The sequence below is a fragment of the Isoptericola sp. NPDC058082 genome (assembly GCF_042885055.1).
Taxonomy (GTDB): Bacteria; Actinomycetota; Actinomycetes; order Actinomycetales; family Cellulomonadaceae; genus Isoptericola.
On the sequence record NZ_JBHVSQ010000001.1, the window covers coordinates 38,181 to 63,074 of the forward strand.

The 24,894-nt window shown below is 74.6% G+C and carries 25 protein-coding genes; 15 read left to right on the top strand and 10 right to left on the bottom strand.

Annotated elements, in window-relative coordinates; all coding sequences use genetic code 11:
* Nucleotides 1–28 precede the first annotated feature (28 nt).
* Nucleotides 29–226: a hypothetical protein gene (locus ACFVS0_RS00150; RefSeq protein ID WP_430550080.1), complete on the bottom strand. Its 198-nt coding sequence runs from the start codon at nucleotides 224–226 to the stop codon at nucleotides 29–31.
* Between the two features lie 319 nt (nucleotides 227–545).
* Here ACFVS0_RS00150 and ACFVS0_RS00155 point away from each other — a divergent pair, with 319 nt between their 5' ends.
* From ACFVS0_RS00155 to ACFVS0_RS00215, 13 genes are all read left to right on the top strand, one after another.
* Nucleotides 546–1,643 (top strand): HrcA family transcriptional regulator, encoded by a 1,098-nt coding sequence (locus tag ACFVS0_RS00155; protein WP_430585613.1) that lies wholly within the window; start codon nucleotides 546–548, stop codon nucleotides 1,641–1,643.
* A gap of 85 nt (nucleotides 1,644–1,728) precedes the next feature.
* Complete coding sequence (gene dnaJ, locus ACFVS0_RS00160; protein WP_430563609.1) at nucleotides 1,729–2,853, top strand: molecular chaperone DnaJ; 1,125 nt, start codon at nucleotides 1,729–1,731, stop codon at nucleotides 2,851–2,853.
* Nucleotides 2,854–2,895: 42 nt separating this feature from the next.
* Nucleotides 2,896–3,684 (top strand): 16S rRNA (uracil(1498)-N(3))-methyltransferase, encoded by a 789-nt coding sequence (locus ACFVS0_RS00165; protein WP_430563610.1) that lies wholly within the window; start codon nucleotides 2,896–2,898, stop codon nucleotides 3,682–3,684.
* Nucleotides 3,685–3,729: 45 nt separating this feature from the next.
* Nucleotides 3,730–4,083: a histidine triad nucleotide-binding protein gene (locus ACFVS0_RS00170; RefSeq protein ID WP_430550076.1), complete on the top strand. Its 354-nt coding sequence runs from the start codon at nucleotides 3,730–3,732 to the stop codon at nucleotides 4,081–4,083.
* 109 nt (nucleotides 4,084–4,192) lie between these two features.
* Nucleotides 4,193–5,278 carry a PhoH family protein gene (locus tag ACFVS0_RS00175; protein WP_430586835.1) on the top strand — a complete coding sequence of 362 codons (1,086 nt, stop codon included), beginning with the start codon at nucleotides 4,193–4,195 and terminating at the stop codon, nucleotides 5,276–5,278.
* Entirely contained in the window at nucleotides 5,275–5,727 is a 453-nt protein-coding gene (gene ybeY, locus ACFVS0_RS00180; RefSeq protein WP_429732311.1) for an rRNA maturation RNase YbeY, read from the top strand. The genes ACFVS0_RS00175 and ybeY overlap by 4 nt, the downstream gene beginning before the upstream one ends.
* Before the next feature lie 28 nt (nucleotides 5,728–5,755).
* Entirely contained in the window at nucleotides 5,756–7,135 is a 1,380-nt protein-coding gene (locus ACFVS0_RS00185; protein WP_430550075.1) for a hemolysin family protein, read from the top strand.
* Nucleotides 7,132–8,121, top strand: coding sequence for a GTPase Era (era, locus tag ACFVS0_RS00190; RefSeq protein ID WP_430563611.1), 990 nt, complete (start codon nucleotides 7,132–7,134; stop codon nucleotides 8,119–8,121). The genes ACFVS0_RS00185 and era overlap by 4 nt, the downstream gene beginning before the upstream one ends.
* 101 nt (nucleotides 8,122–8,222) lie before the next feature.
* A complete protein-coding gene (locus ACFVS0_RS00195; RefSeq protein ID WP_430586836.1) occupies nucleotides 8,223–9,791 on the top strand; it encodes an alpha/beta hydrolase family protein in 1,569 nt (522 codons plus the stop codon).
* 196 nt (nucleotides 9,792–9,987) lie between these two features.
* Nucleotides 9,988–11,664 (top strand): hypothetical protein, encoded by a 1,677-nt coding sequence (locus tag ACFVS0_RS00200; RefSeq protein WP_430586837.1) that lies wholly within the window; start codon nucleotides 9,988–9,990, stop codon nucleotides 11,662–11,664.
* 239 nt (nucleotides 11,665–11,903) lie between these two features.
* On the top strand, nucleotides 11,904–13,685 hold the full coding sequence (leuA, locus tag ACFVS0_RS00205) for a 2-isopropylmalate synthase (RefSeq protein ID WP_430563614.1): 1,782 nt from the start codon (nucleotides 11,904–11,906) through the stop codon (nucleotides 13,683–13,685).
* Between the two features lie 89 nt (nucleotides 13,686–13,774).
* Complete coding sequence (recO, locus tag ACFVS0_RS00210; RefSeq protein ID WP_430550070.1) at nucleotides 13,775–14,506, top strand: DNA repair protein RecO; 732 nt, start codon at nucleotides 13,775–13,777, stop codon at nucleotides 14,504–14,506.
* A 16-nt stretch (nucleotides 14,507–14,522) separates the two neighbouring features.
* Nucleotides 14,523–15,317: an isoprenyl transferase gene (locus ACFVS0_RS00215; protein WP_430550069.1), complete on the top strand. Its 795-nt coding sequence runs from the start codon at nucleotides 14,523–14,525 to the stop codon at nucleotides 15,315–15,317.
* A gap of 66 nt (nucleotides 15,318–15,383) precedes the next feature.
* Here ACFVS0_RS00215 and ACFVS0_RS00220 read toward each other — a convergent pair whose 3' ends face one another.
* The 9 genes from ACFVS0_RS00220 to ACFVS0_RS00260 form a co-directional block, all read right to left on the bottom strand.
* Nucleotides 15,384–16,439 (bottom strand): iron-siderophore ABC transporter substrate-binding protein, encoded by a 1,056-nt coding sequence (locus ACFVS0_RS00220; RefSeq protein ID WP_430586838.1) that lies wholly within the window; start codon nucleotides 16,437–16,439, stop codon nucleotides 15,384–15,386.
* 62 nt (nucleotides 16,440–16,501) lie between these two features.
* The gene (locus ACFVS0_RS00225) at nucleotides 16,502–17,392 is read right to left on the bottom strand and encodes an ABC transporter ATP-binding protein (RefSeq protein WP_430563616.1); all 891 of its coding nucleotides are present in this window, start codon (nucleotides 17,390–17,392) and stop codon (nucleotides 16,502–16,504) included.
* Nucleotides 17,389–18,462, bottom strand: a complete 1,074-nt coding sequence (locus ACFVS0_RS00230) for a FecCD family ABC transporter permease (RefSeq protein ID WP_430550066.1) — start codon at nucleotides 18,460–18,462, stop codon at nucleotides 17,389–17,391. The genes ACFVS0_RS00225 and ACFVS0_RS00230 overlap by 4 nt, the downstream gene beginning before the upstream one ends.
* Nucleotide 18,463: 1 nt before the next feature.
* A complete protein-coding gene (locus ACFVS0_RS00235) occupies nucleotides 18,464–19,510 on the bottom strand; it encodes a FecCD family ABC transporter permease (protein WP_430550065.1) in 1,047 nt (348 codons plus the stop codon).
* Nucleotides 19,507–20,085, bottom strand: coding sequence for a DedA family protein (locus tag ACFVS0_RS00240; RefSeq protein ID WP_430563617.1), 579 nt, complete (start codon nucleotides 20,083–20,085; stop codon nucleotides 19,507–19,509). The genes ACFVS0_RS00235 and ACFVS0_RS00240 overlap by 4 nt, the downstream gene beginning before the upstream one ends.
* 33 nt (nucleotides 20,086–20,118) lie before the next feature.
* Nucleotides 20,119–20,511, bottom strand: coding sequence for a Fur family transcriptional regulator (locus ACFVS0_RS00245; protein ID WP_430550378.1), 393 nt, complete (start codon nucleotides 20,509–20,511; stop codon nucleotides 20,119–20,121).
* Nucleotides 20,512–20,555: 44 nt separating this feature from the next.
* Entirely contained in the window at nucleotides 20,556–21,479 is a 924-nt protein-coding gene (locus ACFVS0_RS00250) for a metal ABC transporter permease (protein ID WP_430587123.1), read from the bottom strand.
* Between the two features lie 14 nt (nucleotides 21,480–21,493).
* Nucleotides 21,494–22,369: a metal ABC transporter ATP-binding protein gene (locus ACFVS0_RS00255; RefSeq protein WP_430563618.1), complete on the bottom strand. Its 876-nt coding sequence runs from the start codon at nucleotides 22,367–22,369 to the stop codon at nucleotides 21,494–21,496.
* Nucleotides 22,366–23,355, bottom strand: coding sequence for a metal ABC transporter solute-binding protein, Zn/Mn family (locus ACFVS0_RS00260; protein WP_430563619.1), 990 nt, complete (start codon nucleotides 23,353–23,355; stop codon nucleotides 22,366–22,368). The genes ACFVS0_RS00255 and ACFVS0_RS00260 overlap by 4 nt, the downstream gene beginning before the upstream one ends.
* A 148-nt stretch (nucleotides 23,356–23,503) precedes the next feature.
* On the opposite strand from ACFVS0_RS00260, the gene ACFVS0_RS00265 reads away from it, so the two are divergent.
* The gene (locus tag ACFVS0_RS00265) at nucleotides 23,504–24,457 is read left to right on the top strand and encodes an alpha/beta hydrolase (protein ID WP_430550061.1); all 954 of its coding nucleotides are present in this window, start codon (nucleotides 23,504–23,506) and stop codon (nucleotides 24,455–24,457) included.
* Between the two features lie 22 nt (nucleotides 24,458–24,479).
* Nucleotides 24,480–24,830, top strand: a complete 351-nt coding sequence (locus ACFVS0_RS00270; protein ID WP_430563620.1) for a YciI family protein — start codon at nucleotides 24,480–24,482, stop codon at nucleotides 24,828–24,830.
* Nucleotides 24,831–24,894: the final 64 nt, after the last annotated feature.

Sequence of the window (24,894 nt, forward strand, 5' to 3'; positions counted from 1 at the left end):
GCGGGCGCCGCCGCGCCCGAGGTGGCGGTCACTGCGGCCAGGGCCGGACCAGGCCCGCGGGCAGCTCCCAGGAGCGGCGGGTCGCGCGGCGGCGGCGGGCGGTCGCCCGACGGCGGGCGTGACGGGCCTGCCGTGCGGCGCTCCGTGCCGCCGCCTCCTGGCGCACCGCCTGCTCCAGGTCGACCTGGCGGGCGCGGAATTCGTCGTAGTACAGGTACTCGTTCATCACCGGTCTCCTTCTCCGCTCGGCGTCGTCCGGTCCGGACGGCCGCCGGTGGTTCCACCCTCCGTTCCTGAGGTACCGGCGCGGATCGGTCAGGTGCCGGATCTTCGCGGGCCGGGGTACCTCAGACGGTCGCGGGGTACCTCAGCCCGGCGCGCGGGTGCGGGTCGGCGCGGGTTCCGGCCGGGGCCCGGCGTGTCGGGCGCGGGTCCCGCGGACCTCCGGCGAGCCCGCGTAGGATGGCACTCGGGACATGAGAGTGCTAAGGGTGGGCGCTCAGGGCAGGAGGGCCCGCATCACCCCGTCGGACCCGAGGAGGACCGTGAGCGAGGAACGTCGCCTGGCCGTGCTCCGCGCGATCGTGGAGGACTACGTCCACACGCGCGAGCCCGTGGGGTCGCGCGTGCTCACGGAGCGACACGGTCTCGGGGTCTCGCCCGCCACGATCCGCAACGACATGGCGGCGCTGGAGGAGGCCGGGTACATCGCCCAGCCGCACACGTCCGCCGGCCGGATCCCGACCGACAAGGGGTACCGCCTCTTCGTCGACCGGCTCGCGGAGGTGCGGCCGCTCACCAGCCCGCAGCGACGGGCGATCGAGACGTTCCTGTCCGAGGCGATCGACATGGACGACGTGCTCGGCCGTGCCGGGCGGCTCATCGCCCAGCTCACCGGCCAGGTCGCGGTGGTCCAGTACCCGTCGCTGCGGCTCGCGGGGCTCCGGCACCTCGAGCTCGTCCCCGTCGGCGGCGCGCGGTTGCTGGTCGTGGTGATCAGCGACGCCGGCCGCGTGGAGCAGCGGTTCCTCGACGTCGGCGTCGGGCCGGGGGCGGAGCCCGCGGTCGTCGCCGTGGACGCCCCTGCCGGCCCGGAGCCCGACCCCGGTGCCCTCGACGAGGGCACGCTGAGCGAGCTGCGCGCGCGGCTCAACTCCGCCGCGGCGGGCAAGGGGCTCGCCGACCTGCCCGAGGCCTTCGCGCGCGTCGTGGTCGGGGTGGACGCCACCCTCGCCCCCTTGGCCCGCGGCATCGCCGACCTCGTGGTCGACACGCTCGGCGCGCAGCGCGAGGACCGCATCGTGCTGGCGGGCACCGCCAACCTGGCCCGGGCCGACATGCGGTTCGAGCAGGGCCTGAGCCCCGTGCTCGAGGCGCTCGAGGAGCAGGTCGTGCTGCTCGGGCTCCTCACCGAGCTGGCGGCCGAGCCCGTCGGCCGGGGCGGCGGGGTGGGCGTCCGCATCGGGCACGAGAACCGCCTCGACGGCCTCGCCGAGACCTCCGTCGTCGCCTCCGGCTACGGCGGCGACGGCGACACCGTGGCGATCCTGGGGTCCATCGGCCCCACCCGGATGGACTATCCGGGCACGATCGCCTCCGTGCGGGCCGTCGCCCGCTACCTGTCCCGGGTGCTGCCCGGCTGACCGGGCCGCGGCGGCATCCCCCAACCAGCCGACCTGACCGTGCACGTCACCGACACGTCACCGACACGTCACCGAAGAGAGACCTGTGACCGACTACTACGAGATCCTGGGCGTCCCCCGTGACGCCTCGGCCGAGCAGATCAAGAAGTCGTACCGCAAGCTCGCGCGCGAGCTGCACCCCGACGTCGCCGGCGAGGCCGGCGAGGAACGCTTCAAGGACGTCGCCCGCGCCTACGAGGTGCTGTCCAACCCGGACAAGCGCCAGCAGTACGACATGGGCGTGGACCCGAGCTCGCCGTCCGGCGGCGCGGGCGCCGGCTTCGGCAACGGCTTCGGCTTCCAGGACATCTTCGAGACCTTCTTCGGCGGCGGCGGCCAGCCCGCCGGGCCCGTGCCGCGCGCCCGTCGCGGCCAGGACGCCCTCGTGCGGATGGACATCGACCTGGCGGAGGCGGCGTTCGGCGCCAAGCGCGAGCTCCAGGTCGACACCGCCGTCGTGTGCGGCACCTGCGGCGGCAACGGCTGCCGGCCGGGCACCGACCTCAAGACCTGCGACGTCTGCCACGGCCGCGGCAACGTGCAGCGCGTGGCCCGCTCCTTCCTCGGACAGGTCATGACGACCGCGCCGTGCGCAGCCTGCCAGGGCTTTGGCACGGTCATCCCCGAGCCGTGCGCCGACTGCTCGGGCGAGGGGCGCGTCCGCTCGCGCCGCACGCTGACGGTCAACGTGCCCGCCGGCGTGGACACCGGCACGCGCATCAAGCTCACCTCGCAGGGCGAGGTCGGCCCCGGCGGCGGCCCCGCCGGCGACCTGTACGTCGAGATCCGCGAGAAGCCGCACGACACGTTCGTGCGGCGCGGCGACGACCTGCACTGCACCCTCCAGGTGCCGATGACGGCGGCCGCCCTCGGCACCGTGCTCGACCTGGAGACGCTGGACGGCGAGCAGGAGATCGACCTGCGGCCGGGCACCCAGCCGGGCCAGGTCGTGACGCTCAAGGGCCTGGGCGTCGGGCACCTGCACGCCGGCGGCCGCGGCGACCTCAACGTGCACGTCGAGGTCCAGGTGCCGACAAGCCTGGACGACGAGCAGACCGAGCTGCTGCGCTCGCTGGCCACGCTGCGTGGCGAGGAGCGGCCCGAGCCCCGCCTCTCCGCCGCGCACCCGGGCGTGTTCTCGCGGCTGCGGGACAAGCTGAGCGGTCGCTGACGTGGGCGCGGCACCCGGGGCCTCGCGGGCGGGGCGCACGACGTGAGCGCGCCGGTATTCCTCGCTGACGGCGGGGCGCTCGGTGCGCTCGGCCCGGGTGACGTCTACGTGCTCGACGGCGCCGAGGGGCGGCACGCGGGCGTCGTGCAGCGCCGGGGCCCGGGCGAGCGGCTTGACGTGGTCGACGGCGCGGGCACGCGGCTGCGGTGCGTGGTCGACGCCGTCGAGGACGGCGAGGTGCGGCTGCGCGTCGACGAGGTGGTGGTCGAGCCGGCCCCCGGCGTCGTGCTGACCCTGGTGCAGGCGCTCGCGAAGGGGGACCGCGACGAGCTGGCCGTCGAGGCCGCCGTCGAGGTGGGCGTCGACGCGGTGGTGCCGTGGCAGGCCGACCGGTCCGTCGTCGTGTGGCGCGGGCAGCGGGCGGCGAAGTCGCGCGCCAAGTGGGTGGCGACCGTGCGCTCGGCCGTGAAGCAGGCGCGGCGCGCCTGCCTCCCGCCCGTGGCGGAACCCGTCACCTCGCGGCAGCTCGCCGTCCGCGTCCGCGACGTCGTCGCCGACGGCGGGGCCGTCGTCGTGCTGCACGAGGACGCCACGACGGCGCTCGCGGACGTCACGCTCCCCGCGCCGTCGTCGGCAGCGCCGGCCACTTCGGCCACGCCGGCGCTGCTCGTCGTCGTCGGACCGGAGGGCGGGATCTCCGACGCGGAGGTCGCCGCGCTCGAGGAGGCGGGCGCCGTGACCGCGCGGCTCGGGCCGCACGTGCTGCGGACCTCCACGGCCGGGCCGGTCGCCGTCGCGCTGCTCAGCGAGCGCCTCGGGCGCTGGGCCTGAGCGGACCGACGGCACGCCGTCGCGGCGCGCGGTAACGTCCGGGTCATGACGAGCGCGCCCAGCACCGACTGCCTGTTCTGCAAGATCGTCGCCGGCGACCTGCCGGCGGACGTGGTCGCCAGCACCGACCGCGTGATCGCGTTCCGCGACATCGACCCGAAGGCGCCCGTGCACGTGCTGGTGGTGCCGAGGGAGCACCACGGCGACGTCGCGACGCTCGCCAAGGCGGACCCGGCCCTGCTCGCCGAGGTGGTGGCGATGGCCGACCGGGTGGCCGGCGACCTCGCCGACGGCCAGTACCGGTTCGTCTTCAACTCCGGGCCCCGCGCGGGGCAGAGCGTGTTCCACGTGCACGGCCACGTGCTCGCAGGCGCCCAGCTGGGCTGGACGCCGGCCTGAATTCGGCTGTCCTGCCTGCCGCCGCTCGATAGACTCGGTTCCTCAGCACGTCCCTAGAATCGTCTCTCGCACCGTCTCGCTGAAGGAGGGCCCCGGCGGCAGCCGGCCCATGACATCGACACCCCACACCGCCCCCGGCACGCCCGGCGCGCACGCCGAACGGTCCACCGAGCACCGCATCGTGGTGCCGCCGCACGTGCCGATGGTGGCGCTGCTGGGCAGCAGGGACTCCGTGCTGCGGGCCGTGGAGGACGGCTTCCCCGGCGTCGACGTGCACGCGCGCGGCAACGAGATCGTCGTGAGCGGGCCGGCCGGGGACGTCGCCCTGGTCTCCCGCCTCCTCGACGAGCTGGTCGAGGTGGTCGAGTCCGGCACGCCGCTGACCCCCGAGGTGGTGGCGCGGTCGGTGCAGATGCTCACCGCCGCGTCCGTGCAGCGTCCGGCCGAGGTCCTGACCTTCAACATCCTGTCCAGCCGCGGGCGCACGATCCGGCCGAAGACGGTGGGCCAGAAGCACTACGTCGAGGCGATCGACGCGAACACGATCACGTTCGGCATCGGCCCCGCCGGCACGGGCAAGACGTACCTCGCGATGGCCAAGGCCGTGCAGGCCCTGCAGGCCAAGCGGGTCAACCGGATCGTGCTCACGCGCCCGGCCGTGGAGGCGGGGGAGAAGCTCGGCTTCCTGCCTGGTTCCCTGTCGGACAAGATCGACCCGTACCTGCGGCCGCTGTACGACGCGCTGCACGACATGATGGACCCCGACGCCATCCCGAGGCTCATCGAGGCCGGGACGATCGAGGTGGCGCCGCTGGCATACATGCGCGGAAGAACCGTAAATGATTCTTTCCTTATTCTTGACGAAGCGCAGAACACCTCCGCCGAGCAGATGAAGATGTTCCTCACGCGCCTGGGGTTCGGCTCCACGATGGTCATCACGGGGGACGCCACGCAGGTGGACCTGCCGGGCGGCACGACGTCGGGCCTGCGCGTGGTCGAGGACATCCTCACCGGGGTCGACGACGTGGAGTTCTGCCGGCTGACCTCGGCGGACGTGGTGCGGCACAAGCTGGTCAGCGACATCATCGACGCCTACGCGCGCTGGGACGTGGCGACGGCACGCCCGGACCAGGGCAGGCAGGGACAGGGACGGCAGGGCCGCGGCCCGCACGAGCGAGGGGCACGCAGGTCATGAGCATCGAGGTCGCGAACGAGTCCGGTGTCGAGGTGGACGAGGCGGAGTTCGCCGCGCTCGGCCGGTTCGTGCTGGACACCCTGCACGTGCACCCGCGCAGCGAGCTGTCGATCATGTTCGTCGACACGGCCGTGATGACCGAGCTGCACGTGCAGTGGATGGACGAGCCGGGCCCCACCGACGTGCTCTCCTTCCCGATGGACGAGCTGCGCCCCGGGCGCGAGGGCGAGGAGACGCCGCCCGGCACGCTGGGCGACGTCGTGCTCTGCCCGGAGGTGGCGGCGCAGCAGGCGAAGGTCGCGGGGCACTCCACGGCCGAGGAGCTGCTGCTGCTCACCACGCACGGCATCCTGCACCTGCTCGGCTACGACCACGCCGAGCCGGAGGAGGAGAAGGAGATGTTCGCGCTGCAGCGCCGGCTCCTGCTCACCTTCCTCGCCGGCCGGTGAGCGCGACGTCGGACCGGATGGTGGCCTGATGGACGGACCGGAGCTGCTGCTGGCGCTCGTGGCCGTGGTCGCGCTCGCCCTGGCGGGGATGCTGTCGGCCGGCGAGGCCGCGGTGCTGCGGATCACCCGCACCTCGGTCTCGGACGCGGTGATCGAGGCGGAGACCGCGGAGGACCTCACGGCCACGGCCCGTCGCACCCGCCTCACCCGGCTGCGCGCGGTGCAGGGTCTCGTCGTCGACCCGCCCGCCGCCGTCGCGGCGTTCGCGCTGGTGCGGGTGTTCGCCGAGACCGTCGCGCTCGCGGCGGCCACGCTGATGATCGCGGACTGGTTCGACACGTGGTGGCAGGTGCTGCTCGTGGCCGGCGTCGTGGGCCTCGTGGCCGGCGTCGTCTTCGTGCGCCTCAGTCCGCGCGCGCTCGGGCTGCGCCGGCCGCTGCCCGTGCTCGTCGCGCTCGCCGGGCCGCTGTCCGCGGTGCACCGCGCCGCGGCCTGGCTCACCGACCGCACCACCGAACGCGGCGCGGGGCGCGCCCCCGAGCGCGACGGCGAGCACGACCCGGGCGAGGACGCGCTGCGCGAGGTCGCCGAGCGGGTGCGCGACAACGAGGCGATCGAGGACGCCGAGCGGGAGCTCATCCGCTCGGTCGTCCAGCTGGGTGGCACGCTGACCCGCGAGGTCATGGTGCCGCGGACCGACATGGTGACGGTCACGGCGACGACCCCGCTGCGCAAGGCGATGCGCCTCTTCCTCCGCTCGGGGTACTCGCGCGTGCCCGTCGTCGGCGAGGAGGTGGACGACCTCGTGGGCGTCGCCTACCTCAAGGACGTCGCCCGCGTGCTGGAGAACGAGCCCTCGGCCGCGGACCGGCCCGTGGTCGAGGTCGCCCGGGACGCCGTCTTCGTGCCGGAGTCGAAGCCCGCGGACGAGCTGCTCCGCGAGATGCAGGCCTCCCGCTCCCACATCGCGGTCGTCGTCGACGAGTACGGCGGCATCGCCGGGCTCGTCACCGTCGAGGACGTCATCGAGGAGCTCGTCGGCGAGCTGACCGACGAGCACGACACCGCCCCGGAGCTCGAGCCCGAGGACCTGGGCGACGGCACGTTCCTCGTCTCCGCGCGGATGCCCGTCGACGAGCTCGGCGAGCTGTTCGACCTGCGGCTCGACGACGACGACGTGGACACCGCGGGCGGCCTGATCGCCAAGGCCCTCGGCAAGGTGCCGCTCACGGGGGCGACGGCCGACGTCGGGGGGCTGCACCTCGTGGCCGACCGCGTCGAGGGCCGCCGCAAGCAGCTCGCCACCCTCCGGGTGCGCCGCACGACCTCTCCCTCGCACGACGAGGACGACCCAGCAGCGGGTGGCCAGCACGCCACGCCGCCAGACCAGAAGGAAGCACACGCATGACCACCGAGCGCCACCATCCCTCCGTCGTCGCCCCGCACGACGAGGGCGACGCCCACCGCTCCGGCTTCGCCTGCCTCGTCGGGCGGCCCAACGTCGGCAAGTCGACGCTCACCAACGCGCTGGTGGGGGAGAAGGTCGCGATCATGTCCGCGCGGCCCCAGACCACGCGGCACACGATCCGCGGCATCGTGCACCGCGACGACGCCCAGCTGGTGCTCGTCGACACGCCGGGCCTGCACCGCCCGCGCACCCTGCTCGGCGAGCGGCTGAACGCGCTGGTGCAGGACACGCTCGGCGAGGTCGACGTCATCGCGTTCTGCCTGCCCGCCGACCAGAAGATCGGCCCCGGCGACCGGTACATCGCCTCGCAGCTCGCCCCCCTGATGGAGGGCCGGCGTGCAGTGCCCGTCGTCGCCGTCGTGACGAAGTCCGACCTCGTGGACCGCGGGCGCCTCGCGGAGCACCTCCTGGCCGTCGACGAGCTCGCCCGCTCCGTCGACCGCGACTGGTCGGCGATCGTGCCGGTGTCCGCCCGCGACGGCTACCAGGTGGACGAGCTGACCGACGTGCTCGTCGCCCACCTGCCCGCCGGGCCGGCGCTCTACCCGGGCGGCGAGCTCACCGACGAGCCCGAGCAGGTCATGGTCGCCGAGCTGGTGCGCGAGGCCGCGCTCGAGGGCGTCCGCGACGAGCTGCCGCACTCGTTGGCCGTCGTGGTCGAGGAGATCCTCGAGCGCGAGGGCAGCGGCGACCCGGACAGGGGGAAGCCGCCGCTGCTGGACGTCCGCGTCAACCTGTTCGTGGAGCGCGACAGCCAGAAGGCGATCATCATCGGCAAGGGCGGGTCGCGGCTGCGGGAGGTCGGCACCAACGCCCGCAAGGGCATCGAGAAGCTGCTCGGCACGCGCGTGTACCTCGACCTGCACGTCAAGGTGGCCAAGGACTGGCAGCGGGACCCCAAGCAGCTGCAGCGCCTCGGCTTCTGACGTCGCGCGGGCGGGAGCCAGCCGGCTCCCGGGGGACGTCCTCCGAGGTCGTGGGGGAAATCCCTGCCGTCTCCCGGCACGGCGCCGAGTAGCATCGCTGCGTGGTGTTCCGGACTATTGCGACGACGGCGGCGATCCTGGTGGGCCTGGCACTGACCGGGGCGGTGGCCGGCCCGCAGTGGGACCCCGTGCCCGTGACGGACCACCTCGTCCCGGCCACCGACGACACGGCCATCGGCGGGGTCGCACCCGGCGCGGACGCCGGCGAGGTCGGCGAGTTCGAGGTCCGCGAGACGCCCGTGACGATCCCGCTCGACGGCGCCGTCGTCGGCGGGCTGCTCCGCCAGCCGCTGACCGAGGACGGCGACCTGCTGGCCGACCGGCCGGGCGTCGTGTACGTGCACGGCGCGGGCACGGGCAAGTCCACGGAGGCCTTCACCGAGTCGGCCACCGCGCTCGCGAGCGCGGGCGTCGTGACGCTCGTGCCCGACAAGCGGCTGGACACCTACACCACCCGGGACCGGGACTACGTGGCCATGGCCGCGGACTACCAGCACTCGGTCGACCTGCTGCGCACGATCGACGGCGTCGACGCCGCGCAGGTCGGCGTCTACGGGGAGTCGGAGGGCACCTGGATCGTGCCCGTCATGCAGGCGCAGGACCCGACCATCGCGTACACGGTCCTCGTCTCGGCGCCGGTGGTGCCGCCCCGCCAGCAGGCAGCGTTCGCGGTGGACAGCTACCTGCGCAACACCGGGGTGCCCCAGCAGGTGTTCCGCGCGATCCCGCGGGCGGTTGGGATGCAGCTGCCCGGCGGCGGCTTCGAGTACGCCGACTTCGACGTGCGCCCGTGGCTCGAGCGGCAGACCGCACCCGTCCTCGTGGCCTACGGCACGGCCGACCCGTCGATGCCGGTCGAGCAGGGCGCGCGACAGGTCATCGCCGACACCGCCGTGAACGGGGACGACGCCCCCGTGACGGTGCGCTACTACGCCGGGGCCAACCACGGGATCAACGTGCCGCTGGACGGCGGGATGCACCTTCACCCCGACTTCGCGCGCGACGTCGCCACCTGGATCCAGGGCATGCCCGGCACGGCCGACGCGCCGCCCCGGGTCGCCGGGGAGACTCCCAACCAGCTCTACGTCGCGTCGGCCGTCCCGCAGCCGCGGTGGTGGGGCAACGGGGACATCGTCGTGGGCGCGGTGATCGCGGGCGCCGCGCTGCTCGTGGTCGGCCCCCTCGTGTGGGGCGTGCACGCGCTGGTGCGGCGCGCCTTCCTGCGCCGGTCGTCGGTCGCCGCGCCGCGCCTCGCCCGCGGGCTCCGGTCGTCGCTGCTGGGTCTCGGCCTGGGCTCGGTGGCGACGATGGTCGCGCTCGTGGTGTACCTCCTGGCGGTGGCGCGCCTCGCCCTCGACTACCAGCGCGACGACCTCGTCGTGCAGGGTGGCTGGATCGTGGTGCGCCTCCTCGGGGTCGCGACGGCCGTCGCCGCCGCGCTGGTGATCCGCCGGGTGGCCGACGCCAGGGCGGAGCGCCGTGCGGGGGACGACGTCGTGGTGGTCGCGCGCGGCTGGCCCGCCGTGCTGACGTTCTGGTGCACCCTGGCCGGGTCGCTCGCGCTCCTGGGCACCCTCGCGTACTGGGGCGTGTACCAGCTCGGCATCTGACCGGCGTCCGTACCGGCAGCGAGCCGGCACCGTGCCGGGATCTGCGGGCGGAGGGTGAGCGCGGCGTGCGGGAGCGGCGACGGTGTGACCGACCCGTCCGCGCGGGAGACGACGCGAAGGGCCGGCGTCGGGTAGAAACGGGTGCGGGGGCACGATGGCCCGGTCCCCTTCGGATCCCAGCCCTGGAGACGCACGCATGACCGATCCCGACACCCTCGACGCCCCCGAGCAGGAGCGCTCGCCGTTCGGCGGTGTGGCGGTCCGCGAGCTCGTGCGCGACGTGGTGGCCGCGTTCGCGCTGCTCGTCGCCCTCCCGCTGCCGTGGGACCACGCCCACCGTGGCAGCGACCGGCTGGAGATCGTGCTCGCGACCGTCCTCGCGCTCCTGGCGATCGCCGCCCCGTACCTGCGGCGCGGCGGCGTCGGCCCGTCGTCGTGGGACGTCCTGACCTCGCGGCGCACGGTGGCGCTCGCCTGCGTCCCCTACGCGGTCGTCGCGGTCGTGTACCTGGTGCTGGACGCCCTCGCCCCGGCGGACGCCGCGGGCGGGGTCGGAGCCGGGCTCGCGGTCGGCCTGGCGGGTGCCGCGCTCGCGGCCGCGCCCCGGTGGGCGTACGCCCCCGCCGTCGTCGCCGGGGTGGTCGCGCTCGGCACGCTCGCGACCCCGGTCGCGGCGCTCGTGCAGGGTGCTCCGTGGGCCGTGTCCGTGGTCGGCCTCCTCAACGCCCTCGTGGTGCTGGGCGTGCTGTGGTTCACCGTCGGCACCTACCTGCGCTCGGGCGACCTCGCCTCCGGCTACGTGCTGCTGGCCCTGGGCGGCGCCGTCACGCTGGAGCTCGTGCTCTTCGCCGGGGGCAACGCGGACCCCTGGTTCGAGAGCGTGCACGGGCAGCGCCTCGGCCTCCTGCTCCTCCCGGTGGTCGCGGCGGTCACGGCGCGACGCATCGTCGACGACGCCGCGGCGACGGCGGGAGAGCCCGACGACGTGCGGGCCTCCCGCTGGGTGGCCGTCGCGCTGCGGGCGCTGGCCATCGTGGCGCTGGTCGCGGCGTTCGTCGCCCTCGTCGCGCTGGTGCTGATCGTGGCGGACGGCGTCCGCGTGGGCCGCGTGCTGCGGCTCGTCGTCGGCGTGCTGATGGTCGGGGTCGCGATCGCCGCGCGGCGGTCCCTCGCCCGCGACCCGCGCACCGGGCACGCCGCCGCCGTGGGCGCCGCGTGCGTGATCGTGGTGCTCGGCCTGGTGATCGTCGTCGCCCGCGCCGGTCTCGGCACGCAGTCCAACGTGGAGGAGCTGCTGGTGGCGTTCGGTCTGCCGGCCATCGCGCTCGCCGTCCTGCTCGTGCCGCCGTCGGTCCGTGCGCTCGTCGCGTCCGCGCCCGAGACGCCCGATCCCGAGCCGACGCACCCGGCGTCCTCCGACCTCCCGGCCTCCGGCCCTGCGGCGCCCGAGCCCGCGCCGACCGGACCGGCGACGCCCGAGCCCGCGCCGACCGAGCCCTCACCGACCGAGGCGGAGACGACGGAGCCCGCGACGGGCACGTCGCCGACCCCGGTGGCCGCGGCCGCGTCCCGCCCGGCGCCCCGCCCCGTCGACGCGACCCAGCAGATGGAGCCCGTCCGCGCCGCCCTCGCGCCCGACTCCACGCAGGTGCTCCCGCCCGTGCAGGCGCCGCCCGCCCAGGCACCGGGGTGGTCGGTGGCCCAGGCGATGGACCCGTCGACGCCGCTCGCGGACCTCGCGCGGATCTCGGCGGAGGCACCCCACCTGCGCTCGTACGTGGCCGCGAACCCCTCGACCTATCCGGCGCTGCTGGACTGGCTCGGCGCCCTCGGAGACCCCGCCGTCGACGCCGCGCTGCGCTCCCGGCGCTAGGTCAATACGCTGCGGCAAGGCGGGCGTCCGGTCGGATCCTGGACGCCCCAGGCGACGCCCTGACGAAGGTGTACGGTGGCAGCGTGCAGCGCACGGTGAGCCTTCTCCTTCGGTGCCGCGGCGGGGCCCTCTAAGGCCGGACCCCCGTCGCGGAGGTTGTGGCGCGCCGGCCGACTGGTCATGACCGACGACCCCACCCGGGTCGGCGGTCACCGAGCCCCACCGAAGGACGCGACACCATGCAGAACCATCACCCTCAGGGCATCGCCGGCGCCAACCCCCAGCGCCCCTCCGGGATGCCGTACACGCGATACCTCCCGTTCCACGAGCAGATCGCCGTCGACCTGCCGGACCGGACGTGGCCCGACAAGCGCATCACGAAGGCCCCCCGCTGGTGCGCCGTCGACCTGCGCGACGGCAACCAGGCCCTGATCGAGCCGATGGACGCCGAGCGCAAGCTGCGCATGTTCGACCTGCTCGTGCAGATGGGCTACAAGGAGATCGAGGTCGGCTTCCCGTCCGCGTCGCAGACGGACTTCGACTTCGTGCGCCAGCTCATCGACACCGGCCGCATCCCCGACGACGTGGTCATCCAGGTGCTCACGCAGTGCCGCGACCACCTCATCGAGCGCACCTACGACGCCATCCGCGGCGCCAAGCAGGCGATCGTGCACATCTACAACTCGACGTCGATCCTGCAGCGCGAGGTCGTGTTCCGCAGCGACATGGACGGCATCGTCGACATCGCGCTGCAGGCCGCGCGCCTGTGCCGCAAGCTCGAGGAGACCGTGCCCGAGACGACGGTGTACTACGAGTACTCGCCCGAGTCGTACACCGGCACGGAGCTCGAGTTCGCCGCCCGCATCTGCAACGAGGTGCTGGAGGTGCTGGAGCCGACGGCCGAGCGCCCGGTGATCGTCAACCTGCCGGCGACGGTCGAGATGGCCACCCCGAACGTCTACGCCGACTCGATCGAGTGGATGAACCGGAACCTGGCGTTCCGCGAGCACGTCGTGCTGTCGCTGCACCCGCACAACGACCGGGGCACCGCCGTCGCCGCCGCGGAGCTCGGCTACCAGGCCGGCGCCGACCGCATCGAGGGGTGCCTGTTCGGCAACGGCGAGCGGACCGGCAACGTCGACCTGGTGACGCTCGGCATGAACCTGTTCAGCCAGGGCGTCGACCCGCAGATCGACTTCACCGTCGGCGGCGGCATCGACGGGATCCGCCGCACGGTCGAGCACTGCAACCAGATCCCCGTGCACGAGCGGCACCCGTACGTGGGCGACCTCGTCTTCACCGCGTTCTCCGGCTCCCACCAGGACGCGATCAAGAAGGGCTTCGAGCACATGGCGGCCCGCGCGGAGGCGGAGGGCAAGCCGGTCGACGAGCTCACCTGGGGCGTGCCGTACCTGCCCATCGACCCGAAGGACGTGGGTCGGTCGTACGAGGCCGTCATCCGCGTGAACTCGCAGTCCGGCAAGGGCGGCATCGCGTACCTGCTGTCCACCGAGCACTCGCTGGACCTGCCGCGTCGCCTGCAGATCGAGTTCTCCGGCGTCGTGCAGCACTACACGGACACCGAGGGCAGCGAGGTCACCGGATCCGACATCTGGCGGATCTTCAGCGACGAGTACCTGCCCGTCGAGGTGGGCGACCCGCGGGGGCTGGAGCCGTGGGGTCGCCTGCGGCTGCGCGAGACCCGGACGACGTCGGCCGAGGGCGGCGTCACCGCGCTCGCCGTCGACGTCCTGGACCAGGGCGTGGAGCACACGCTGGAGGGCACCGGCAACGGGCCGCTCGCCGCGTTCGTCGACGCGATCTCGAAGGTCGGCGTGGACGTGCGGGTGCTCGACTACGCGGAGCACGCCCTGTCCGAGGGCGGCGACGCCACCGCCGCGGCCTACGTCGAGTGCCAGGTGGGCGACGACGTGCTGTGGGGCGTCGGCATCGACCCGTCCATCACGACGGCGTCGCTCAAGGCGATCGTGTCGGCCGTGAACCGCGCCGCCCGCGCCTGACCCGTCCCGCGAGCCATCAGGGCCAGGGCCACGTCCGCGTGGCCCTGGCCCTGACCTGTTTCGTGGGTGGGGGCTGAGAGAATGGGCCCGTGCCCCTGTACCGAGACGACGCGATCGTGCTGCGCACCCACAAGCTGGGCGAGGCCGACCGGATCGTCACGTTCCTCACCCGCGAGCACGGCAAGGTGCGCGGGGTCGGCCGCGGGGTGCGGCGCACGTCGTCGCGCTTCGGGGCGCGGCTGGAGCCGTTCATGGTCGTGGACGTGCAGCTGCACACCGGGCGCAACCTCGACACCGTGACGCAGGTGGAGACGGTGGGGGCCTACGCCCGCGCCATCTGCGAGGACTACGCGCTGTACACGTCCGGCGCGGCGATGCTCGAGGCCGCCGACCGCCTGGTCGCCGCGGAGCACGAGCCCGCCGTGCAGCAGTACTGGCTGCTCGCCGGGGCCCTGCGGGCGCTGGCCGAGCGCGCGCACGCGCCGGGCCTGGTGCTCGACTCGTACCTGCTGCGCGGGCTCGCCGTCGCCGGCTGGGCGCCGTCGTTCACCGACTGCGCCCGCTGCGGCGAGCCCGGCCCGCACCACGCGTTCTCGGTCGGACAGGGCGGCGCGGTGTGCTCCCGCTGCCGGCCGCCGGGCTCCACCGCACCCGCTCCGGAGACCTTCGCGCTGCTCGGCGCCCTGCTCGGCGGGGACTGGGAGACGGCGGACGCCTCCGAGACGCGCCACCGCACCGAGGCCTCGGGGCTGGTCGCCGCCTACTCCCAGTACTACCTGGAGCGCACGCTGCGTTCGCTGCGCATGATCGAGCGCACATGATCGAGAGAGAGGCCTGATGCCCCGTTCGTCCGTCGAGTACGCCGAGCCCTACCCGCACCCCTCGGGCGCGACGCCGCCGAACATCCCCGCGCAGTTCGTGCCGAACCACGTGGCGATCGTCATGGACGGCAACGGCCGGTGGGCCAACGCGCGCGGGCTGCCGCGGGTGGAGGGGCACAAGCAGGGGGAGAAGTCCCTGCTCGACGTTGTGGCCGGCGCCGTGCAGATCGGCGTCCGGCACGTCTCCGCGTACGCGTTCAGCACGGAGAACTGGAAGCGGTCGCCGGACGAGGTGAAGTTCCTCATGAACTTCAACCGCGACGTCATCCGCCGGCGACGCGACGAGATGTCGTCGTGGGGCGTGCGCATCCGTTGGGCCGGCCGCCGGCCGAAGCTGTGGGGCTCGGTGATCAAGGAGCTGCAGGTCGCCGAGGAGATGACCCGGGAGAACGACCGCTGCACGCTGACGATGTGCGTCAACTACGGCGGGCGGGCGGAGATCGCCGACGCCGCGGCCGCCATCGCGCGCGAGGCCGCGGCGGGGAGGCTGAACCCGGCGCGGGTCTCGGAGAAGACCGTCCAGAAGTACCTCGACGAGCCCGACCTGCCGGACGTCGACCTGTTCCTGCGCTCGTCGGGGGAGCAGCGCACCTCGAACTTCATGATCTGGCAGGCGGCGTACGCCGAGATGGTGTTCCTGCCCGAGCCGTGGCCCGACGTCGACCGTCGGCACCTGTGGCGGGCCGTGGAGGAGTTCGCGCGCCGCGACCGCCGTTACGGCGGGGCCGTCGACACCCCCGACGCCGGCTGAACGAGCAGGAACCCCCGTCCGGTCGTGGCGACCGGGCGGGGGTTCCTGCGTGATCGGGCGGCGGGATCAGTCGCCGAGCACCGTCGCCATGGAGTCGACGAGGGCGGGCAGACCCTTCTCCCAGTACACCGACAGGGCGGTGGGCGGCGACACGGCCGACACCTCCGCCGTCCCGACGACCTTCACGACCTTCCCGGCCTTGACCGCGGGGATCGCCTGGAGGTCCTTGTTGTCGTCGAAGGCCTGGGCGGCCTCGTCGCTGGCCGAGTAGGAGATGACGAAGTCCGAGTCGAGCTTGTCCAGCTCCTCGTAGGACAGGTCGTAGTAGAAGCTGCCGTTCGACGTGTCGAGCTCCGTGACCGAGGGCGCGTTCTTCACGCCCAGGCCCTCGAGGAACACGGTCCGCGGGTCCAGCGGCGTGTAGACGGAGACGATGCCCTTCGTCGGGTCGTCGTAGATCGCCGCGAACGTCTTGCCGGCGAACTCCGGGTGCTCGGCGGCCTGCTGGGCGACGAAGTCGTCGATGTCGCCGAGCACCTGGTCGCCCGCGTCCGAGCGGCCGAGGGCCTCGGCCGTGAGCGTGATCGTGTCCTGCCACGTGGTGGTCCAGGGGGCGTCGGGGTAGGCGACGACGGGGGCGATGTCGCTCAGGACGTCGTACTGCTCCTGGGTGAGCCCGGAGTAGGGCGCCACGATGAGGTCGGGCTTCGCCTCGACGAACTCCTCGTAGGGCACCGTCGAGCCGCCCTCGGGGTCGGACAGGATGGCGGGCTTGTCCACGCCCTCCTCGTCGTAGGCGTCCTCGACCCACGGCAGCAGCGCGTCCTCGCCGACGGTGTAGATCTGCTCGGCGACCGCGACCGGGTAGACGCCGGCGGCGATGGCGGCCTCGGTGGAGCCCCAGCCCCACGTGGCGACGCGCTGCGGCGCCTTCTCGATCACCGTCTCGCCGAGCGCGTGCTCGATCGTGATCGGGAACTCGTCGGTGGGCTCGGAGCGGACGTTGCCCGAGGCGGCCGACTGGTCGCTCTCCGGGGCGTCGTCGGAGGCGCAGCCGGCGAGGGTCAGGGCGGCCGTCGCCGCGAGGGCGGCGGCAGCGGTGAGAGGACGGCGAAGACGCACGAGTTCTCCTCGGTTGCTCGCGCCGGCGGCGCGAGAGGAACAATAGGTGAGGCGAGCCTAACCTATCTCGGGCCGTCGCCGTGCGTCCGGCCGAGGGGGACGACGAGTGGCGTTCCCGACACCGGGTCCGGCACGACCTGCGCCCGCAGGCCGAACGCCGCATGCACCGAGGCGGCGGTGAGCACGTCACCGGGGCGGCCCTCGGCCACCACCTGCCCGGCGCTCATCACCACCAGGTGGTCGGCGTACCGGGCGGCCAGGTTGAGCTCGTGCAGCACCATCACCACGGTGGTGCCCCGGGTGCGGTTCAGCTCGGTCAGCAGGTCGAGCAGGTCGACCTGGTGGGCGAGGTCGAGGTACGTGGTGGGCTCGTCGAGCAGCACGACGTCGGTCTCCTGCGCCAGCACCATCGCGATCCACACCCGCTGGCGCTGGCCGCCCGACAGCTCGGCGACGGGCCGGTCGGCGAGGTCGGCGACCCCGGTGGCCTCCAGGGCGCGCAGCACCGCGCCGTCGTCGGTGGAGCTGTGCCGGCCGAACCACCCCTGGTGGGGATACCGGCCGCGGCCCACGAGCTCCGCGACGCGGACGCCGTCGGGCGCGATCGACGACTGCGGCAGCACGCCGACCCGCTTCGCCAGCTCCTTGCGCGACAGGCCGCCCACGTCCTCGCCGCCCAGCGTCACGCGGCCGCCGTCGAGCGGGTGCAGGCGCGCCAGGCCGCGCAGGAGGGTCGACTTGCCGCAGGCGTTGGGGCCGACGATCGCCGTCACGCGGCCGGCGGGGAGCTCCAGGTCGAGCCCGTCGATCACGCGGTGCCCGTCGTACCCGAGGCTCACGCCGTGCGCGCGCAGCGTGACGTCCGGCGCCGCCTCCCGGCGCGTGCCGGACGTCGTGCCCGGCGTCGCGTCAGGACGCGCGGGCGGCGCGGGGGGCCGGTGCACGTCGGTCATGCGAGCCTCTTCCTTCGGTCGGTGGCCAGGAGCCACAGCAGGTAAGGGGCGCCGATCAGCCCGGTCACGATGCCCGTGGGTGCCTCGAGGCCGAACAGCAGGTGCTGACCCACGACGTCCGCGGCGAGCACGAGGACGGCGCCGGTGAGCACCGAGACGGCGAGGGCGGCGCCGCCGTCGGACAGCAGGCGGCGCGCGATCGCGGGGGCCACGAGGGCCACGAACGCGAGCGGGCCGACGAACGACGTCGCGACCCCCACCAGGCCGACGGCCAGCAGCAGGGACGTCACGCGGGCGGCGTCGACGGGGACGCCGAGGGCGCGCGCGTTGTCGTCGCCGAGCGCGAGCGGGCCCTGCCACCGTGAGACGGCGGCGATCCCGGCGCCGAGGACCAGGGCGGCCGCGGCGAAGGCCACGAGGTCCGCGCCGCGCACGTCGGCCACGCTCCCGACCGTCCACACGAGGGCGGACTGGGCGGCGCGGATCTCGACGCTCGCCAGCAGCCAGGCCAGCAGCGACGAGCACAGGTAGGCGAAGCCGACGCCGACCAGGACGAAGCGGATCGAGTGCAGGCCCTGGCGCCACGCGAACAGCCAGATGGCGATCGCGACGACGAGCGCGCCCACGAACGCCGCCCCGGACACGGCCAGGCCGGTGAGTCCCAGCACGAGCATCGCGGTGACCGCGCCGAGGCTCGCGCCGCTGGCGATGCCGAGGATGTCCGGGCTGGCGAGCGGGTTGCGCAGGGTGGTCTGGAACATGGCGCCCGCGAGCCCGAAGGACGCGCCCGCGAGGACGGCCGTCTCGATGCGGGGCAGCCGCAGCCGGTGCACGACGAACATGTCGGCGTCCGACCCGACGCCGAACAGCGCCGCCAGGGCGCGGCCGGGCGCGAGCGACGCCTCGCCGAGCGTGAGGGCGAGGGTCGCGAACGCCACGAGGAGGACGACGAGCGACGCGACCACGAGGGTGAGCCGCCGCCGACGGCGGCGGCGCAGGGAGGCGACGGGGTCCGCGGCGGCGACGGGGGAGTCGGGGCCCGCCGGGCGGGCGGCGAGGTCGGCGGTCATCTCACACCCCCGCCACGGTCCGGCCGCGGGCCACGGCCACGAGGACGGGGGCGCCGATCGCGGCGGCGACGACGCCGGCCTCGAGCTCGGAGTGCGGCAGCACCAGGCGTCCGACGACGTCGGCCCCCAGCAGCATCACGGGGCCCAGGACGGCGGTCAGCGGGACGATCCAGCGGTAGTCCGTGCCGACCAGGCGCCGGGCGGCGTGCGGCACGGCGAGCCCGACGAGGGCGATGGGGCCGGCCAGCGCCGTCGCCGTCCCGGCGAGCAGGATGACGGCGACGGCCGTGAGCCCCCGCGTCACCCCGACGCGCTGGCCGAGCGCGGAGGCGACGTCGTCACCGAGCGCGAGCATGGACAACCGGTGGGCGAGCGCCCCGGCCAGCACGACGCCGACGACGACGAACGGCCACAGCACCGCGAGCGTCTCCGTGCCCCGCCCGGTGAGGGAGCCCACCGCCCAGAACCGGTACATGTTGAAGGCCTCGGGGTCGCGCAGCAGCACCAGGGTGATCAGGGGCGTGATGAGCGCGGTGACGGTCGCGCCGACGAGGGCGAGCTTGACCGGTTGCCCGGCGCCGATGGAGAAGACCAGCAGCGCGGCGGCGGCGGTGCCCGCGAACGCGAACCAGACGAACCCGAGCGGCGAGGCCACGCCGAGCATCGACACGGCGATCACGACGGCGAGCGACGCGCCCGAGTTGAGGCCGAGCAGGCCGGGGTCGGCGATGGGGTTGCGGGTGACGCCCTGCACGAGGGTGCCCGCGATGCCGAGCGCCGCGCCGGCGGCGAGGCCGATCAGCGTGCGCGGCACGCGCTGGTCCCGCACGACGTCGTGGTCGACGTTCCCCGCGACCGGGTGGGTGAGGGCCTGCCAGACGGTCGCGACGTCGATGTCGCGCACGCCCAGCGCGAGGCTCGCCAGCACAACGAGGGTGAGCACCACGAGGGCGGCCAGGACCACCAGGAGGCGGCCGCGGGCGCGCCGGGCGACGAGGGCGGACGCGGGCCGGGCTGCGGGGGCGACGGCGGCGGTGGTCGTGCTCACGACGCGTCCTCGGCCGCGGGGGCGGCCGTCGGGTCGGCGGGGCGTCCGGCGGGGTGTTCCGCGGGCGTCCGACGGGTCAGCCGGTAGGCCACCCAGGAGACCAGGGCCACCGCCCCGAGGCCGACCGCGACGAGGGTGACGGGATGGCGCAGGCCGACGGCGATCGCCGCGTTGACGGCGGCGGTGCCGACCGTCGTCCAGATGCCGGCCCACACGGCGCAGCCGGCGAGCAGCGCCGCGAGGTAGCGGCCGAAGGGCATCCGCAGGTAGCCCGCGGCGAGGTTGACGAGGGTCTGCACCCCGACGGTGAAGAACGACAGGGTCACCGCGGGCGGGCCCCAGCGGTTCACGCGCTCGATCACGGCCGCCGCGCCCGGGCGGGCCAGCGTGTCGGCGACCCGGCCGCGGGACGTGCCGCGGGCCACGCCGCGCCCCGCCCAGTAGGTGGCCTGCGCGCGCACCAGCACGATCCCGAACGCGGCCGCGTAGACGACCCAGAACGGCACACCGGCGATCGTGAAGACGCCGGTGGGTTCCTCGGCGGCCGCGGCGAGCGCGGGCGTGGTCAGGTGCACGGGAACATTGTGCCCGACTGAGGTATGCCTGCCCTAATTCGACCGGTCGTCCGCCGACCGGCACGCGGCGCAGGTGCCCCACAGCTCCACGGTGTGCTCGATGTCGGCGAAGCCGTGCGCGGCACCGACCGACGCGGACCACTGCTCGACCGTCGGGCCGTCGATCTCGACCGTGCTCCCGCAGGTCCGGCACACCAGGTGGTGATGGTGCTCTCGCCGGGCGCAGCGGCGGTAGAGGCTCTCGCCGTCCTCGCTGCGCAGCACGTCGACGTCGCCGCCGTCGGCCAGCGCCTGGAGCGTCCGGTACACGGTGGCGAGGCCGACCGCGTCCCCGCGGGAGCGCAGCAGCTCGTGCAGCTGCTGGGCGCTGCGGAACTCGTCGGTGTCGCCGAGGGCGTCCGCCACGGCCGCCCGTTGCCGCGTCATTCGCGGCGGTGCGGCGGTCCGGGCGGTGCGGGACGTGGTGTCGTTCACGGCGTGCACTCCTCCTGAGGTGCGCCCCGGCCGGCGCCGGCCGGGGAGACGGCGACGTCGTCGGGGATGTCGGGATGCGGGTCGCGGGGCGCGCGCCGGCGGGCGAGCAGCGGGTGCAGCGCGGCGACCACGGCGTAGACGGCGATCGCGAGGACCACGATGAGCGCGCCGGGCGAGACGTTGTGCCAGTAGGTGATGGACAGTCCCGTGACGCACACGGTGACGCCCACGACCGACGCGACGAGCATCGTGCGCCGGAACGACCGGGTGACGAGCTGGCCGATCGCCACCGGCACGATCATGAGCGCCGAGACGAGGAGCAGCCCGACGACACGCATCGCGACCGTCACCGTCAGCGCGGCGAGCACCGCCACGGCCATGTTCAGCGCCCAGACGGGCAGCCCCGAGGAGACGGCGAACTCCTCGTCGTGGCTCACGGAGAACAGCGCGGCGCGCAGCCCCAGGCCGATGAGCAGGATGAGGCCGCACAGGGCCACGGTGACCCAGACGTCGGAGAGCGTCACCGAGGAGATGGAGCCGAACAGGTAGGCCATGAGGCTGCCGGACGAGCCGCCGGCCAGCCCGATGAGCAGCACGCCGCCCGCGATGCCGCCGTAGAACAGGATGGCGAGCGCCAGGTCGCCCGACGTGCGGCCGCGGCGGCGCACGACCTCGATGAGGACCGAGCCGGCGACGGCGGCGACCACCGCGCCGGGGACGGCGAGGACGTCGTCGGGCACGAGGCCCATCGCCGCGCCCACGAGCCAGCCGAGCGCGACGCCGGTGAGCGCGACGTGCCCGATGCCGTCGCCCAGCAGGGCGAGGCGCTTCTGCACCAGGTACGTGCCGACGACGGGCGCGCTCAGGCCGACCAGCAGGGCGGCGACGAGCGCTCGCTGCATGAACGGGTCGGTGACCATCTCCCACAGGCCGCTCACGGTGCCACCTCGTCCTCGGTGTCGTCGGGTCGCTCGAACGGGCCCTCGGCGAGGCGCACGTCCTCGGGGCGCTGCACGGTGCGGGCGTGCGCGTGCGGGTGCACGTGCTCGTGGGCGTCGCCGCCGTGGCCCGGCTGCGGGGCGGGCGGGGCGCCGTCGTGCACCACGCGCCCGTGCCGCAGCACGACGCAGCGCTGCACCAGGGGCGCGAGCTCGCCGAGCTCGTGCAGCACGACCAGCACGGTCATGCCCTCGGCCACGAGCCGCGTCATGGTGGCGGCGAAGGCCTCCTGGCTGGGCCGGTCGACGCCGGCGACGGGCTCGTCCAGCACGAGCAGCTCGGGCCTGCGGACCAGGGCGCGGGCGATGAGCACGCGCTGCTGCTGGCCGCCGGAGAGCTGGTGCGTGGCGTAGCGGGCGCGGTCGGCGAGGCCGACCAGGTCGAGCGCCTCGCGCACGCGGGCGCGCCAGCCGCGCGGCAGCCGCAGGCGCCGGCCGTGCAGCAGGCCCGAGGCCACGACCTCGGCCGCCGTGGACGGGACGCCGGCGGCGGCGCTGACGCGCTGCGGGACGTAGCCGACGCGGGACCAGGGGACGGCGTTGCCGAGCGCGTGCCCGAACAGGTGCACGCTGCCCTCGGCAGCCGGCAGCACGCCGACGAGCGTGCGCACCAGGGTGGACTTGCCGGAGCCGTTGGCGCCCAGCAGCGCGACGACCTCGCCGCGGCGGACCGTGAGGTCCACCCCGCGCAGCACGGGGCTGGCGCCGAGGCGGACGTGCACGTCACGGGCCTCGATCGCCGGGACGGCGTCGTCCCGCGGCGGCGGGGGAGTCTCGGCCCCGCTCGGGGAGTCGGTGGCGAGCGTGGTCATGAGCACTGGAGCCCTTCGGTGAGCGCGGCCAGGTTGTCCTGCATGACCGAGACGTAGTCGTCCCCTGCCGCGGCCGCGTCCTTCGACAGGCCCTCGAGCGGGTCGAGGACGGCCGTCGTGACGCCGATGTCGTTCGCGAGGGTCTCGGCCACCTTCGGGCTGGTGAGCGTCTCGGTGAAGATGGTGCTGACGTCGTTCTCCTCGACGATCGCACCCACCTCGCGCAGCCGCGCGGGGGACGGCTCGGCCTCCGGGTCGAGGCCGACGATGCCCACCTGCTCCAGGTCGTAGCGCTCGGCGAGGTAGCCGAACGCCTCGTGCGACGTGACGAGCGTGCGCGACTCGCACTCCTCCAGGCCGGCGGAGAACTCGCCGTCCAGGTCCGTCAGCGCCTTCTCCAGGGTGCGGGCGTTCTCGGCGTACGTGGCCGCGTGCTCCGGGTCCGCCTCCCCGAGGGACGCGGCGACGGCATGGCCGACGTCGATCACGCGCGTCGGGTCGAGCCAGAAGTGCGGGTCCTTCGCGCCCTCGGCGTGGTCGTGGCCGTCGTCGGCGCCCTCGTCGGCGTGCTCGCCCGTGTCCTCGAGCGCGTCCGCCGTCGCGTCCTCGCCCGTCGGCGTGCCGGGGTGCTGCTCGAGCGTCACGACGTCGCTCGTGTCCACCACGTGCTCGGGCGACTGCGTCGCGACGGCCTCGTCGACGGCGGACTGGAAGCCGGAGGAGTACACGACGAGGTCCGCCGTGCCGATCTCGCGCACCTGCGCGGGGGAGAGCTCGAGGTCGTGCGGCTCCGCTGCCGGCGGCGTGAGGTTGGAGACCGTGACGAGGTCGCCGCCCACCTGCTCGGCGACGTACTGGAGCGGGTAGAAGGACGCGAGCACCTCGAGCGTGCCGTCGGCGGAGCCGTCGTCGGTGGAGCAGCCCGCGAGCACGGCGGGCAGGGCGAGGACGGGCAGGGCGGCGAGGGCCGCGCGTCGGCGAAGCATGAGAACGATTCTCAGATAATTGAGAACGGTTGTCAACACGGCCGTGCGCCCGCCGGCCCGGAGCCGATCTCACCCTCTCCGGCGCGTCACCGGCCACCGGGCGGGACGTCCCATCATCGGAGGGTGCGGCGCGGGAAGGAGGGCCGCCATGGCGCTGCAGTGGCGGGTGCGCCTGCTCGGGGCGGCGATCAACCGGGCGGTGGTCCCGTACGCCCGGATGTCGGACGCCACGCGGCACAGGCTGAACTCCCGGTCCGGACCCCGCTGGGTCGGCGAGGTCCTCAGCGGCCGCCCCGACCCCGCGGCGGGCGTGGGAGAGCTCGTCGTCCCGGGGCCGGCCGGCGGGATCCCCGCGCTGACCTACCGGCCCGCGGGGGTCGAGGGAAGCCTCCCACTGCTCGTCGTGCTGCACGGCGGCGGGTTCGTCTTCGGGCACCGGTCCATGACGGCCTGGCTGTCCAGCCACCTCGCGACGCGCGTCGGCGCCGTCGTCGTCGCGCCCGGGTACCGCCTGGCCCCGGAGTTCCCCGTCCCGGCGCCGGGCGAGGACTGCTACGCCGTCGCGGCCTGGGCGGCGGCGCACGCCGCCGAGCTCGGCGGGGACGGGGGCCGGCTCGCCGTCGTGGGGGAGAGCGCCGGGGCGACCCTCGCCGCGGTGGTGACGCTGCTGGCGCGCGAGCGCGGCGGCCCGCACCTCCGCGCCCAGGCCCTGGCGCAGGGCGCCTTCGACCTGCGCCCGGGGGCGCCGATGATGATCCCGCAAGCGGCCTGGCCCTTCGGGCGCACCGCCGACGCGCCGGACGCGGTCGCCGCCTACCTGGGCTCGGCGGGCGACCCGGGCGACCCGCTCGTGTCGCCGCAGCTCGCCGAGCACGCGGGGCTGCCCCCGGCGTTCGTGCTCACCGCCGACCATGACTACCTGCGCGAGGACGGGGAGCGCTACGGCGCGGCGCTGCGCGCGGCGGGCGTGCGCGTGGAGCACCTGCACCTCGTCGACAGCCCGCACGGCGTCTTCTCGTTCCCGGGCTGGTGCGCCGCCGCCGTGCCGGCGCTCGACCGCCTGGCGGCGTTCCTGCGGCGCGAGCTCGCGGTGCTCCCGTAGCCCCGGTCGCGAGGAGGACCCGATGCGGTTCGACGAGCTGGTGCTGGTCCGGCTGCTGCGCCCCGAGGGCTGGGCGCCGCTGCCCGAGGACGACGCGGTGGCGGTCCAGGACGCGCACCTGGCGGCCGTCGCCGACCTGCACGAGCGCGGCCTGCTGCTCGCGGCCGGCCCGGCGGAGGGGGCCGGCGAGCAGGTCCGGGGATTCGCCGTCATGACGTGCGGTCTCGAGGAGGCCCAGGAGCTGTGGGCCCAGGACCCCGCGGTGCTCGCGGGCCGGTTCGTGGCCGAGTGCACGGCGTGGCTCATGCCGGCCGGGATGGTCGTCCCCGGACCGGGCGCCCCGCCGCGCTCGGTGGCCGAGGCCGAGGGGTGACGGGCCGGGTCGGGCCCGCCCGGGCCGGTGGACGGGCCCCGGTAGGCTGGGGGCACCGCAGCCG